The following is a 14,503-nucleotide window of genomic DNA, read 5'->3' on the forward strand; positions in this document are numbered from 1 at the left end:
TGGTTTTTTCGTTAAGTGCTTCTTAACTCGGTTTCGATGCCCTTCTTTTCTTCTAAAAGTGTTTTATAAAACGTAGATTTTTACCCTATCGATAATCGCTTTGCCCATTTAGGACATTTTTTTGATACACTGAATACAATAGATAGATTTTATTTATTTCTTATACGGCATGGAGGCAGACCCTTTGAATTACATTGTTCTAGATATTGAGTTTAACGGCCGCAAGTTCGCCAGCCCGCACCCGATGGAAGTCATCGAGATCGGAGCGGTTCGGCTGGACGAATCTCTGCGCGACACCGATACGTTCTCGGCATTTATTAAGCCCGTTTATTTTGCCAAGCTGAATTCGTTCATCAAGAAAAAAACGGGCATCCCGCAGGAGTCGATCGATACGGCCCCACGTTTCCCGAAAGTGATTGGCGATTTCCGCAGCTGGCTTGATGCCAAGCCAGGTCCGGTTACATTCGTCGTCTGGGGCGGTGAAGACATTAAGCGAATCGTGCAGGATGTGCGCATGCACAAACTGGAAGAAACATACTGGACCCAGACGCCTTCACTCGATCTGCTCAAAGGCTTCCTGCTTACACAGGGGCTCAAAAACGATGTCAGTGTCGAAGGCGCGCTCGACCTGCTGGAGATTGAAGCGAAAGGCGCGGCGCACCGCGCGTTGGACGATGCCAAAATGACCGCGGATATTTTCCGTGCCGTCTATGACAAGCTCGATTTAACGCTCGCCAAAGAGTACAAGGATACGTTCTCGAACTCGAAAGAACGTCGGATTGTTCGCTCGGCGGCAAAGTCGCTTGCCTCCAGACGGATTGTTCCGACATGGGAGCTGGCTGTAGAGCATTACTTGAACGGCAAAATCCCGTTCGACGACTCGCGCAAGGAAGCCGAGCTTCGCGCTTACTTCGATGCGCTGCCGGAATTCCCGATGCCGGCTCGAACGGAAGAAGGCAGTTCGGACAGCTCACTGGAAGCTGCAGGCGAAGAACAGCAGCCCATTGCAGAAGCGAATCCGGCAGATTGAAGCACAGTCGATTGTGGCACAACCGAAAGAACCGCCTAGACGGATTATGATCCGTTAGGCGGTTCTTTTGCTATATCCAATTATTGAATGACAGAGAGGGTGGCGATCGATATTGGCTCCCGCTATTTTTTCGCAATCGGATTCTTCATGAAGTAATATTGACCCGATCCGATCGGTGCGTTGACAACGGCTGCTCCATTTTCGAACTCGCTGACAGCAATATTGTTCGTTTTCAGATCGACGACCACTTTGCCAAAACGGTCGATCAGCAGCTTGCCGTAATCCGGCCGCTGTACGAAAGCGACCCCTTCCTTGAACGAGCCAACTTCCGCGTTCTCATTTGTATACTGGGCCGGAATCACCATTTTGCCGGTTACCCCGATATATCCCCATTTTCCGCTGCGGTCGTTTGCGCTGCCGCCGACTTTGACGGCTGCCAGTCCTTCGCTAAAAATACTCAGCATCGCATACTGGGGCTTAATGACTTCTTTGCCCGACTTATCGATAAATCCGCCCAAAAAAGCCGAGCCTTTTCTTTTCCACACAATGGCCATACCGTCTTTGAAATCGTGGACTTCATCGTATGCCGCGGTGATCTTCACCCTGCCGGTCTTGTCGATATATATCCATTTTCCGCCGGTTTTCTTTACCGCAGCCAGTCCTCCATTGAAGCCTTCGACGATCCGTTCATACTGCGGCTTGATCACGACTTTGCCTTTCTTGTCGACGAATCCCCACAGCTTGCCTTTACGAACCGCAGCCAATCCTTCACTGAACGGCTTAACTTCTTGATACTGCGCTTTGATAACCGCTTTGCCATTAGTATCGGTGTATCCGTACAAGCCGCTGCTTTCATTCCAGAACGAAGCCAATCCTTCGCTCAAGCTTCCGACCATCCCGTAATTAAGTGTTTTGGCTGTACCGCTGACGATGCTTGCCGTGCTGTCGGCCGCATGTGCCGCCGGTGCAGCGGGAGCCGCCGAGAATGTCAGAGCCAGTGCAAGCAGAATTGGTGTCCATTTTTTCAACGTGATGTCCCCGCTTTCAGATATATCGAACTGCTGATCTACGTTATTGAACCGCATTACTTACAAAAACAACTTTCTGACCCAGTATATTGAAGTTTCGTCCTATAATCTCCATTTTCCTGCAAAGTCATGGAAAAAAGCCCGGGGTCCATAGAGGAAGTCCGGGCTCCTTATCCAAATTGTTCGTCGGCTTACCTGTTTCTCACATTTCGTACATTCAGCTTATTCAAACGGATATTTGAGTCCCCACTGTGCGCGCACGCTGTCCAGCAGTCTCATGATGCCCATCGACTCGGCCAGCGAAATGACGCTGCTCTCGCGGCGGCCTTCCAGCATCGCACGGCCAACCTCTTCGGCTTCATACACATATCCTTTGATGCCGCGATCTTCGCGATCATCCGTGACCTTGACCGCTTCCTCGCCGGAAACATACAGGGTCGCTTCCTTCGCGAACAAGAACTGAGGAATATGGATATAACCTTTCGTTCCGTGAATAAAAGCATCGTTAGGCATATCGAGACGGATTCCGCCATGCAGCGAAGCGGTTTTACCATTGCCGTAATCAAGCATGATCGTAAAGTGCTCGTCTACTCCGGTCTCTCCGATATGTGCGGTTGTCGAGATCTGATCCGGGTTCGGCCCGAACACCATGGAAGCGAACGATACCGGATAAATACCTGCATCCAGCAGTGCGCCTCCGCCCAATTCCGGATTCAGCAGACGTCCTTCCGGATTCCAGCCTGCATCGAAGCCGAACTCCGCTTTCACAATTCGGATCTCGCCGATTTTCCCTTCCGCAAGCCATTCTCTGACCTGCACAAGCGGCTTCAGGAAACGCGACCACATCGCCTCCATCAGAAAAAGCTCTTTCCCGCGTGCTGCTTCAATCAGCTCTTCCAGTTCGCCTGCACTGACCGTGAACGGCTTCTCGCACAGCACCGCTTTGCCGCCACTCAGGGCAGTCAGCACATTCTCTTTATGAAAAGGATGCGGAGTCGCTACGTAAATCGCGTCCACGTCCGGATCGTTCGCCAGTTCTTCATAGCTGCCGTGCGCTTTCGGAGCACCAAATTTATCGGCGAATTTGCGTGCACTCTCCTCCGTCCGCGAACCAATGGCATACAGTTCGCCGTTCGATGCATGCTTCAAATCGGCTGCGAACTGCTCGGCGATCCAGCCTGTGCCCAGAATGCCCCACTTAATACTGCTGCCTGCTGCTTCGCTCATTCCTTCTCCTCCTTGGATAGAAACCGTTTTCGGTTTAGGTTTATGTAAGGCCTTTCTCTGTATACTTTACCAGATCGGATTGTGAAAAGGTAGCGTTCGGCCCCCAAGATTGAACTCCCACCAAAAAGCCGCTTTTGCGGCTCTCTCTCCGGTAAGAGAGGAAGCGCAAAAGCGGCTGCGGAAGACTGGATTCAAGCCATATTAAGAGAAAAGCGGAATCGACGACTTAGCCTCTTTTTCTGCGAGTCATGACGTCGAAGATTACAGCTGCGGCAAGCACGCCGCCGCGGATCATATACTGGTACGAGATGCCGACGCCCAGCAGGTTCATACCGCTCGACAGGGAAGCCATAACGACCGCACCGATGATGGAGCCGGTTACTTTGCCGACGCCACCTGCTGCGGATACGCCGCCTACATAAGCGGCCGCAATCGCATCAAGCTCGAACAGCGTACCGGCTGTCGTCGTTGCCGACTGCAGACGCGCTGTATACAGAATACCGGCCAGTGCCGAGAGCATGCCCATCGAGCCGAATACGATATACGTGATCTTCTTGACGTTAATACCGCTGAGGTGTGCGGCTTCCGGGTTGCTGCCGACTGCGTAGATATGGCGGCCCAGCACCGTTTTTGTCGTCATAAAATGATAGATGGCCACTACGAGCAGCGTGATGACAACGGTCCAGGAAAATCCGTTATAACCGGCCAGAATCCAAGTGACATAAGCGATAATTGCGGATACGAAGACCAGCTTAACAGCGAAGATCTTGTTGGAAGGAACGTCGAAATTATACTTGATCTTCTGACGGCGTTTCGAGATTTCGGCATAAACGAAGTACAGAATAACAAGTCCGCCGAGAATGATCGACAGTACATTCAGCCCCGCGATTTGTCCCAGCGAAGGCAGATAGCCGTTGCCGATTGCGTTGAACGCATCGTCTCTAACAATGATCGTACCTGTTTTTTCCGTTACCTGAAGCAGTGCGCCGCGGAAGATCAGCATCGCTGCAAGTGAGGAAACGAATGCCGGTATGCCGATCGAAGCGACCAGCACGCCGTTGAACATACCAATGACGATACCCAAAATCAGGATGATCGGGATGGTGAAATAGACGGGGACGCCGAGCTGCGTCAGCATAATGGCTGCAATCGCTCCCATAAAGCCGGCGGCAAAACCGACCGAAAGGTCAATATGCCGAATAACGATAACCAGCGTCATCCCGACGGCCAGAACGGCAATGTAGCCGGTCGCGTCAAGCAGATTGCTGATGTTACGGGATGATATGAACAGCCCGTCCGTTAGAATAGTGAAGGTCAACATGATGACGAACAAAGCGATGTACATGCCGTAATCGCGGATATTCACTTTGAGCAAAGATTTGGCTTCTTGGAAGAAGTTCACGGGTTTTCCCTCCTAATGCGTTAGATGCGTAGATGCTTACGTATCCCTAAGGGATATATTTGGCATAACGCAAAGTTCGTTGAATACAGTTGCCGCGTTACTGTGTAGCAAACTGCATAATTTTTTCTTGATCGGCTTCTTCAACCGGAATCTCGCCCTTGATGCGGCCTTCGGCCATGACATAGATTCGGTCGCTCATGCCCAGCACTTCGCCTAGTTCGGACGAGATCATAATGATACTCATGCCCTGGGCAATCAGCTTGTTCATGATCGTATAAATTTCGAACTTGGCGCCGACGTCGATACCGCGCGTTGGTTCGTCCAAAATGAGCAGCTTTGGTCCGACGAACAACCACTTTCCGAGCGATACCTTCTGCTGGTTTCCGCCGCTTAGGTTGCCGACGATCTGCTCCACGGACGGAGCCTTGATGTTCATGGAACCTTTATAGTCATTAGCGACTTTAACTTCTTCGTTCTCGTTGATAATGCCTCCGGGAGAGATGCCCTTGAGGTTGGCCGCACTGACGTTGTTTTTGATATCCTGCAGAAGGAACAGTCCATCGCCCTTGCGGTCTTCGGTTACGTAAGCAATCCCCGCCTTAATCGCGTCACTCGTATGAGCAAATTTGCTGCGCTTGCCGTCGACATACAGCTCGCCGTCCAGCTTATAGTTTCTTGGATTGCCGAAAATGCTGAGCGCGAACTCCGTACGGCCCGAGCCCATCAGGCCCGCGATACCGACGATTTCGCCCTTTTTCACATAGAGGTCGATGTTCTTGACGACGTTTCGTCCAAGCTGCGTATCATAAGCGGTCCAGTTCTTAACCTCGAGAATAGGATCGCCGAACTTCTTGTCGGACCGCTTTGGATAGATATCCTCGATGTCGCGTCCGACCATGTTTTTGATGATCGACGCTTCGGTAATTTCGCCTTTGGCTGCGTCCAGCGTGCAGATCGTCTTCCCGTCGCGGATAACCGTTGCCTTGTCGGCGATCGCGATGACTTCCTTCAGCTTGTGCGAGATCATGATGCAGGTAATGCCTTGGCTTTTCAGCTCGCGCAGCAGTTCCAGCAGGTTCTCGCTGTCGTTCTCGTTGAGCGCCGCTGTCGGTTCGTCCAGAATCAGCAGTTTGACATCTTTGCTCAGTGCCTTGGCAATCTCGACGAGCTGCTGTTTGCCGACGCCAAGATCGCGGATAACCGTCTCGGGATTGACGTTCAGCTTGACCATCTGCAGCATTTTTCGCGATTGGATAATCGTCTCATTCCAGTCGATCACCCCGCCCTTCTTGACCTCATTGCCTGCAAAAATATTTTCGTAGACGCTTAAGTCAGGGAACAGAGCCAGCTCCTGATAGATAATCGCAATGCCTGTTTTGACGCTGTCAGTAATCTTGCCGAACTGCTGCACTGTGCCTTCGTAGACAATGTCGCCCTCATATGTGCCGTACGGGTAGACCCCGCTCAGCACCTTCATTAATGTCGATTTGCCTGCGCCGTTTTCGCCGACCAGAAAGTGGATTTCGCCTTTTTTAACCTGGAAATTCACGTCCTGCAGTGCTTTGACGGCAGTAAAACTTTTAGAAATATTACGCATCTCCAAAATATTGCCGTCCGGGCCTCCGGTATTCGGTCCGTCCGTTTTTTTTAACATATTTCCGCCCATTTCTATCGCACCCCTTACTGCCCGGTTTACTGCGAAAGAGGAACGGGGCGTCCCCGTCCCTGCTTTGCAGCCGGCTGTTTGCTGTTTGGTATACGGTTAACCTACGGCCTGTGTTTACAGCCCTGTGAATTCTTCGGCTTTGTAGTATTCCGAATCGATCAGTTCTTTTTGTACATTGGCTTTGTCGACTACGATAACGTCGGTTTGCTTCGCTTTGACATCTACGTTGCCATTGTTGTAAGAGCCTGTTGTAGCCGGAGTTTTTCCGTCGAGCACTTCAACTGCCATACCCATTGCGTCTTTAACGAGCGTACGAACGTCTTTGAATACCGTCATGGACTGTTTACCGTCGAGGATATACTGGATGGAAGCCTGCTCGGCATCCTGACCTGTAATAACGTAGTTCGTGATTTCACTGTCGGAAGCGAATACGTCAGCGATGTTGCGTGCTGTACCATCGTTCGGAGCGAGAATAGCTACGTCGCCTTTAGCGTCGGCAGCTGCAGCCGTCAGGTGAGTCTGAGCCTTGTTCTTGGCATCGTTCGGATCCCAGTTTGTTGTAACTTGACCAATGATGCTGCTCATCTGGTCACGGGACAGTTCTTTCGTATCTTTCAGCTTTTCAGCTTCTGTGGAGTTAGCAATCTTGAACGTGCCGTCTGCGATCTTCGGCTGGAGAACTTCCCATGCGCCTTGGAAGAACAGGAATGCGTTGTTGTCTGTTGCGGCACCAGCATACAGGTACAGCGGCTGGCCGTTTCCTGTCGCGTTGTCGATCAGGTACTGCCCTTGAGCTGCGCCTACTGCGAGGCTGTCGAACGTTACATAGTAATCAACTGCGTCGGTGCTTGTGATCAGACGATCGTAAGCGATGACGGTTACGCCGTCTTTTTTCGCCGCTTCGACTGAAGCCGCTGCTGCGTCGCCATCCTGTGGGCAGATGATCAGTACTTGGATGCCTTTGTTCAGCAGTGTTTCCACGTTTTCTTTTTCTTTCGCGGAAGATCCCTGGCTGAACAGGATTTCAGTGTTGTATTTCGTGCCCGAGAGTGCATCCTTGAAACGCTGCTCGTCCTGTACCCATCTCGGCTCATCCTTCGTCGGCAGTACGATTCCGACGCTGACACTGCCTCCTCCGCCGCTTCCGCTGGTGTTTCCACATGCAGTGGCAACGATTGAGAACATCATGACCGCAATCAGAAGTACAATCCCCTTAAACTGTTTCTTCAATTTGAACGAACCCCTTTCGGTTTATCTGGTGGTTTGGTTTTATGAAGTGAAGCGTTCTGACAAGATTAAATATAGCACCGCTTTCATTCTATGTAAGCGCTTATCATTAGCACTCTTTTGCTACCTTCTGTACTTTTTTATCTTTTTAGAGAAAGCGTTTACAAAATTGTGCAGGTCGGATCGGAAACCAAAGGTACGGCTGCACTCAGATAGACGAAAAAAGCGCTCCCTTAAGGGAAACGCTTGATGGGAGAGGCTTATGAGGAGAGGCTTAGCGGGTAAGATGAGCAGGTGGGATCAGTGAGTAGGCTTGGCAGGTGAGGTGAGCAGGCGAGATCAGTGAGTAGGCTTGGCAGGTGAGGTGAGCAGGTGGGCTTGGGAGGCGATCGATGAGTGAGACATATACCGGGAAATGTTTAGCAAAAGACGCTTGGCATGTCGAGAATGTCCAGTTTTTTGCACCTGTAAGAAAAATAAGTGCGAGCATGCAACTAAATAACCGCCATGGTCGACTTTTTGCGAAATAAGTGCTGGGATACACTTATTTTTCGGAAAACAGAATATTTGGATGATAGAACGGAGATTTAGTTGTACATACGCACTTATTCTGATAAAAAATGAAAATAAGAGTAAATTAATTGCATATACGCACTTATTTCTGTCTACATACGCTTATTTCTTGATGATCTACCTCAGTGTATCCGTCATCTTACCTCTCGAACTTCTGATTTTTCTATTACTTAATCATTTTTTCGGTTTGCTAGTTTTCTGGTTTGCTGCTCTTCCGGTTTCTAGTTTTCTGGTCTTCTGTCTTCCAACTCGGCTCCAACACCTAGCAAGGATGCAGCCCGGTCAAAGGATTGGTCACCGATTTACCTGATCTCCATAACGGCTCCTCGACTCCTCCGTATTCTTACCCTTATTCGCCTCACCACACCTGCTCTTATTCATCTTCGTCTTCACCTGTATTTGCCCTTTTTATCTGCACTTACTCTTGTTCGTCTGCGTTTGCCCTTCTTCACCTTCACCTGCACTTGCTCTTCTTCACCTGCACTTGCTCTTCTCCACCTGCACTTCCCCTTCTTTATCTGCAATTGCTCTTCTTTACCTGCATCTGCCCTTTTTTATCTGCATTTGCTCTTCTTTACCTGCGCAGACTCTTGCTCACTTTACTTCATCAGGCTCTGCTCTTATTCGCCTTACTTCATCTGTATGCCCGCTTACATTAGCTTCTACTCACTGCTTCCGTTTCCGTATACCTCCTGCCGCGAATGAAAACCGTCTGCGATAACCGTCTCGTCCAGATTAGAGGCATCGACTGCGATTGGAGTCAGCAGAATCGACGGCACCTCGATCTTCCCATTGTTGACTCGGCGTGTCGCGCCTGTCGGCTCGCCTTTCGCCAGCGCAACGGCCAAGCGTGCCGTGTCCTCGGCCAGACGGCCGATCGGCTTGTACACAGTCATGGCCTGCGTACCCGACGCAATGCGGCGGACAGCGTCCAGATCGGCATCCTGACCCGCTACCGGAATTTCCCCTGCCAGGCCGAACTCTTCGAGCGCTTCCAAAGCACCTCCCGCAGTTGCGTCGTTGGCGACAATAACGGCGTCGATTCCGTCTGCACCGCTTGCATTCAGCGCCTCCCGCATATTTTCCCGCGCATGCACCGGCTTCCAATCTTTCGACCATTGATCGTATACAATCCGAATCTCGCCTCGGTCAATAAGCGGCTGCAGCACTTCAAACACGCCGTCCTTGAACTGATGGGCGTTATTGTCCGTAGCGGCGCCTCCAATATAAGCATAGTTCCCCTTCGGCACAAGCTTTACAATCGCTTCGGCCTGCAGCCGTCCTACTTCGACATTATCAAATGAGACATAGAGATCGACGTCCGCATTCCTCACCAGTCGGTCGTAAGACAGTACTTTGATGCCCGACTTGTGGGCTTTGTTGACAATGGTCGCCGTTGCTTCTGCGTTATGCGGCACCAGAACCAATACATCGACGCCCTCACTGATCATCGACTCCGCCTGGGCAATCTGACGCGCATCGTCGCCGCCGGCCGACTTGACGATTACCTCGGCTCCAAGCCGCTCGGCTGCGGCAGCGAACAGGTCCCGATCCTTCTTCCAGCGCTCTTCGAGCAGCGTATCCATCGCGAACCCAATCTTGATCTGCTTTTCCGCGCTTTTCACATCTGGCTTGAACGGCTGCGCAGCGTTCTTGTTCCCGTCGGCGGAATCCGCGGTGCTGCCTTGAATACTGCTTGCACCGTTCATCTCGCTTTCTCCGTCTTCATTCGTCTCGCCTTCACCGGCAGACGCTATTTGCTCCGATTCTCCGTTCGTGCCGTTCTCGTTGACCGTGCCGTTCTCGTTGACCGTGCTGTTCTCGTTGTTCATGCTGTTCGTGTCGCTCGCGGCGTCTGTTCCATCCGCTCTGTTCGTGCCGCTCGCTCCGCTTGTCTCGTGGGTATTGTTCGTCTGCTGCGCCTCGCCGCTGTCACTCGAACACGCGGCCAGTGCAAACAGCATCAGCAGGAGCAGCGCCAACACGGAGAACAGCCGGAAGCGTTCGCCGCTTCTTCGGCGGGGCCCCTTTTGCCCGACTGCGCCGCTCCATTCATCGACCATGCGGCTGCTCTCCTTTTCACTGACTAGGCTGCTCCCTTCATCGGCTTCTCTGCAACTCCCTCCTTCACCAACTGCAGCGCTCCCTTCACCGCTCTTCCAGCTGCACTTCTCTTCGCCGACTGCACCGCTCCGTTCACCGATCATACCGTTTCGCCTGCTCGTCATGATCGCCCACCCAGCAGCGCTTTGCGATATTCCGTTGGCGAGATCTCGCACATTTTTTTGAACACTTTGCTGAAATAGTTCGGGTCGTGGTAGCCTACTTCGAACGTAATCTCCTTCAGGCTGCGTGCAGGATCGCTCATCAGCTTCTTTGCTTTGTCGATGCGGCACTGCGTCAGGAAGTCGATGTAGTTGACGCCGACCTGCTCCTTGAACAGCTTGCTGATGTAAAAAGGACTCAACTCGAAACGTTCGCCGATTGCTTCCAGCGAGATGTCTTCGTGCGAATGCTCCGCGATGTACTGCTTGATCCGCCGGACAGTGTCAGGCTTAATCCGTTCCAAATGCTCCGCATACGCCTGCTTGATCCGGTCGAGAATCGATCCGCTCTCAGCGCGCAGTTGACGGTAATCCTGCGCCTGAAAAGAGAATGTAGGCGTTCCGATTTCCACGCCCATTTCTGCCAGCACGCGCGAAGCGATCCACAGCCGTTCCGATACGCGCTGCTGAGCCTCCAGCCGGTCGGCGCCTTCGTTTTCGCAGCGCCGCAGAAAATCCAGTGTCTCCGCCCGGATTCCATCCCACTCTCCGACTCGAATCTGCTCGAAGAAATGTCGTTCCCAGCGTTTGTCTGGATAATCCAAAATGGAGTTTGCCGCTCCGCTCTCCGGCTTGTCCGTGTAGAGACGATAGCGAACCGGCTGCGTCGGGTCGGGAGTAGCCAACAGTGCTTCCCGGTAGGATTGTCTGACCTGCATCAACGAATGACAGAGGTTGCCTACGCCGACGAACCAACCTTCGCGCGAATGGCCTCCCGCCGCTTCCAGCAGTCCGCGCGCCAGCTCGGTCGCCTGGGAACGGTAAGACCGCGCTTGGTCCCTGAATGCGATAATCGGAATCTGGCGACCGTACAGCGCACCGACCCAGCCGGCTTTCTCTCGCCGGATCAGATCGCGAATCGTCGCATAAGCTTTTTCCTCGCCTTCAGGCATCAGTACGGACAGGGCGAAGACTTCTCCGCCGGTGTCCACACCCAGCCAGGACAGCAGTTCATCCGAATGCACTTCGTGTACATGGTCAAACAGCAGCTGGGTCACGATATCCGTTTCTATAACGGGCATGACTCTCTCCAGCGCATCTTCGCGCAGCCTGCTCCGTTCGCGCTCGCGACTCTCCATCCCGATCTGCTCCAATATGGCGCCGACCGTTTTTTTGATTTCTGTCGCTTTACTCGGCTTGAGCAGGTAATCTTTGACCCCGAGTTTGAGCGCACGCCGGGCATAATCGAATGTATCGTAAGCTGTTACCATGACGATCTTGATCCCCGGATACTTTCCGCTGATGGCTTCCGCCGCCTCCAGACCGTCCATCCCCGGCATCTTGATATCCATCAGAATAAGATCCGGTCTGAACGAATCTGCCAGCTCAACCGCCATTTTCCCGTTTTTCGCCTGTTCGACCGTTAGCTCCGGAAATCCTTTTTGTAAAATGGCCTGCAGCCCTTCCCGTCCGACCTGTTCGTCATCCACGATCAGCAGCTTTGTCATCATTCTCGCTTCTCCTTGTCTTAGGAAGTTTGAGCAGCACGCTTAAGCCGCCCTCTTCACCGCTCCGTATTTCGATAATATCCGTCATGCCGTAGAACAGCCTCAGCCTACGAACGACATTGCCGAATCCGATCCCTGTCGAATGGCCTTCCGGCTCCATATCGTGTTCTTCGAGAATAGCCCGCATTTTCTCCTCGCTCATTCCCGGCCCTTCGTCGGCAATCTCCACCGTAACCCGGTCGCCGACATCAGCAATCGTAACCGTGATCGTTCCGCCGCTTTCGGACGGTTCAATCGCATGCGTAACCGCATTTTCCACAATCGGCTGCAGCGTTAGTCCCGGCACCTGCACAGACAGGGCGCTTTCTTCAATGTTCGTAACCAATCGGAGGCGATCCGTAAACCGAGCCGACTGGATCTCCATATACTGCCGCATGACCCGGACTTCGTCATAAAGGGTTACGGCTCGATCGAGCCGTTTGAGGTTGTATCGCAGCATGCCGGCGACGCTGACCAGCAGATCGCTGGTTTCCTCGGCGCCTTCCAGAAAAGCTTTTTTGGACAGCGTATCAAGAATATTGAACAGAAAGTGGGGATTGATCTGACTTTGAAGACTTCGCAGCTGGCTTTCCTGAAGCAGCAGTTGGCTGCGCTGCAGCTCGCTTTGCAGCCTTGCCTTTTCCCGCATTTCGAGGATCAGATTATTGATGTTAACCCGCATATGTTCGAACGTCGTCGCCAAAAAAGAAATCTCGTCTGCCGAATGAACGACAATCTGCCGCTCGAATTTGCCCTTGGCCAGCTCCTGCGCCGCTTTTGTAAGCTGCTGGACCGGACGGGTAATGCCGAGCGAGAACCAGTAAGTGAACAGCAGCAGACCAAATGTAATCGCGAGCAAAATCCAGATGCCCAGCTTCTTCAGCTCTTCCGACTGCTCAATGATGCTCCGGTAAAATTGTTCATACGTGTTCAACTCGATATCGATCAGCTTCAGCGTCATTTCGGAGAGATAACTTGACATCCGCGTCGCTTCAGCAAAGGCTCTTTTCGAATCTTCCAATTCCATTTCCGACTCGAACATGATCGAACGGTCCGTCGCTTCCAGCAGACTGTCGATCAGATTCATATAACTGGTAAGCGCAAAATCGTTCTCTTCATTCCGCAAAAGGCCGACTGAGCGCTGGGCTTCCCGAAGCTGATCTTCACTTCTACGCAGGCTGCTGAGATTCCCTTCGGTAGGCGTAAGCAAATAGATATTCAAGGAGTTGACCGTTTGACGGCTGACACTCGTTACTTCGTTCATATGCAGGTAACGCTGAAGGATTTCGTTGTACTGGTCCTGCGTCTTCTGGTTGTAATAAGTCAGCATGACCCAGATCAGAATCATGATAAACATAACAAAAGCGGTCAGTGTCCAGATTTTTCGTTGAATTCCGATCATTCCATATCCTCCGCTTCCAGCATCCGAATATCGGTGGGATAACCTTCCGCATCCAGAGGAACATTCTCGCCGTCCAGCCACTGCATAATCATCCGCACGCCCAGTTCCCCCATTTGATACGGAGACTGCTCCACTACACCATCCAGCTTGCCTCGGCGCAGCAGCGGCAGAATGTCGGGATTATCGTCAAAAGAGTAAATCAGATACGGCTCCACCTGCGAACGACGGCCAATCTCCTGAATCATCGCGGCCGTAAGATTGGCATCCACAGAGATGAAGGCGTTTACATCAGGAAATCGATTCATCACATCCCGAGTCGATGCCGCTACCCTTTCTTCTTCGGCAGAGCTTGTCACATATTCAATACGGATACCCGAATAATCTTTCAGCACACTGCGAATACCTTCGATCCGTCTGCGCTGGTCATATTCCTCACGCTCGTTCCCCATCAGTACAACAATCCCCGTATCGCCTAGATCGGCAAGCAGACGCTCCCCAATCATCCGGCCGGCAGCCAGGGGATCCGAGCCCACATACGTTCGGCGCATACTGTCGGACATCGGTACATCGCTTGCGACCGTAATAACCGGAATGCCGTGGAAAGACGCTTTGATCTTGGTTAAATTATTGAATCGCTCTTCGTTCATTCCCTGTACGATGATTCCGTCTACTCTGGAGTCAATCGCAATTTCGAGCTGCTTCAGAAAATTTTCCCGGTCCTCGCCATAGGTTCCCCACACTTCCAGATTCGCATCAAGCCGACTCGCTTCCTCTTCCGCACCTTCTCCAACTTTATTCCAAAAAGGAGTGCCAAGATCCTGTGTGATCAGAACAAGCCGATAACGATCCGCTGCCTGATTTTCCATTTCCGGCGGCTGCCAAGCGGACTGTACAAAACGGATTGCCGAGATCATCGTGAAAAATAGAAAAATGGCGCAGATCGAACCGAGCGCCAGACTGATCGTCTTATGCAAATTGCAATCCCTCTTTCTTGTAAAGGATACTCAAATCATAACACTTTGTTCCACCTGAATTGAAGATTGAAAACGCCGAATCCAGTTTTTCTACTGTAGCAAATCGTTCTCGTTATGAATAGATGTTTTTTACAGTATTGTATATGTAACTGTTATTACATAT

Annotated in this window: 10 protein-coding genes; 1 reads left to right on the plus strand and 9 read right to left on the minus strand. The window is 51.7% G+C overall.

Annotated features, from left to right (window positions below; all coding sequences use genetic code 11):
* Positions 1-184: 184 nt before the first annotated feature.
* A complete protein-coding gene (locus F456_RS0105925; protein WP_018976085.1) occupies positions 185-1,030 on the plus strand; it encodes a 3'-5' exonuclease in 846 nt (281 codons plus the stop codon).
* Between the two features lie 122 nt (positions 1,031-1,152).
* On the opposite strand, the gene F456_RS21870 is transcribed toward F456_RS0105925, so the two are convergent.
* The 9 genes from F456_RS21870 to F456_RS0105975 form a co-directional block, all read right to left on the minus strand.
* Positions 1,153-2,058 (minus strand): WG repeat-containing protein, encoded by a 906-nt coding sequence (locus tag F456_RS21870; protein ID WP_169577830.1) that lies wholly within the window; start codon positions 2,056-2,058, stop codon positions 1,153-1,155.
* A gap of 222 nt (positions 2,059-2,280) precedes the next feature.
* Positions 2,281-3,285: a Gfo/Idh/MocA family protein gene (locus tag F456_RS0105935; RefSeq protein ID WP_018976087.1), complete on the minus strand. Its 1,005-nt coding sequence runs from the start codon at positions 3,283-3,285 to the stop codon at positions 2,281-2,283.
* 226 nt (positions 3,286-3,511) lie between these two features.
* Positions 3,512-4,687 (minus strand): sugar ABC transporter permease, encoded by a 1,176-nt coding sequence (locus tag F456_RS0105940; RefSeq protein ID WP_018976088.1) that lies wholly within the window; start codon positions 4,685-4,687, stop codon positions 3,512-3,514.
* A gap of 97 nt (positions 4,688-4,784) precedes the next feature.
* On the minus strand, positions 4,785-6,353 hold the full coding sequence (locus tag F456_RS0105945) for a sugar ABC transporter ATP-binding protein (protein ID WP_018976089.1): 1,569 nt from the start codon (positions 6,351-6,353) through the stop codon (positions 4,785-4,787).
* A 114-nt stretch (positions 6,354-6,467) separates the two neighbouring features.
* Complete coding sequence (locus F456_RS0105950) at positions 6,468-7,583, minus strand: sugar ABC transporter substrate-binding protein (RefSeq protein ID WP_018976090.1); 1,116 nt, start codon at positions 7,581-7,583, stop codon at positions 6,468-6,470.
* Positions 7,584-8,815: 1,232 nt separating this feature from the next.
* Positions 8,816-9,862: a sugar ABC transporter substrate-binding protein gene (locus F456_RS21875; protein WP_083923533.1), complete on the minus strand. Its 1,047-nt coding sequence runs from the start codon at positions 9,860-9,862 to the stop codon at positions 8,816-8,818.
* A 515-nt stretch (positions 9,863-10,377) separates the two neighbouring features.
* The gene (locus tag F456_RS0105965) at positions 10,378-11,925 is read right to left on the minus strand and encodes a response regulator (RefSeq protein WP_026293683.1); all 1,548 of its coding nucleotides are present in this window, start codon (positions 11,923-11,925) and stop codon (positions 10,378-10,380) included.
* Positions 11,900-13,366, minus strand: coding sequence for a sensor histidine kinase (locus F456_RS0105970; protein ID WP_018976094.1), 1,467 nt, complete (start codon positions 13,364-13,366; stop codon positions 11,900-11,902). The genes F456_RS0105965 and F456_RS0105970 overlap by 26 nt, the downstream gene beginning before the upstream one ends.
* Positions 13,363-14,340 carry a sugar ABC transporter substrate-binding protein gene (locus F456_RS0105975; RefSeq protein WP_018976095.1) on the minus strand — a complete coding sequence of 326 codons (978 nt, stop codon included), beginning with the start codon at positions 14,338-14,340 and terminating at the stop codon, positions 13,363-13,365. The genes F456_RS0105970 and F456_RS0105975 overlap by 4 nt, the downstream gene beginning before the upstream one ends.
* Positions 14,341-14,503: the final 163 nt, after the last annotated feature.

It is taken from the genome of Saccharibacillus kuerlensis DSM 22868 (assembly GCF_000378145.1).
In the GTDB taxonomy this organism is placed as follows: domain Bacteria; phylum Bacillota; class Bacilli; order Paenibacillales; family Paenibacillaceae; genus Saccharibacillus; species Saccharibacillus kuerlensis.

Excerpts from the sequence above, each read along its gene's own strand:
- F456_RS0105935 (WP_018976087.1), bottom strand. The coding sequence starts at position 3,285 with ATGAGCGAAGCAGCAGGCAGCAGTATTAAGTGGGGCATTCTGGGCACA.
- F456_RS0105945 (WP_018976089.1), bottom strand. The coding sequence starts at position 6,353 with ATGGGCGGAAATATGTTAAAAAAAACGGACGGACCGAATACCGGAGGC.
- F456_RS21875 (WP_083923533.1), bottom strand. The coding sequence starts at position 9,862 with ATGAACGGTGCAAGCAGTATTCAAGGCAGCACCGCGGATTCCGCCGAC.
- F456_RS0105965 (WP_026293683.1), bottom strand. The coding sequence starts at position 11,925 with ATGACAAAGCTGCTGATCGTGGATGACGAACAGGTCGGACGGGAAGGG.
- F456_RS0105970 (WP_018976094.1), bottom strand. The coding sequence starts at position 13,366 with ATGATCGGAATTCAACGAAAAATCTGGACACTGACCGCTTTTGTTATG.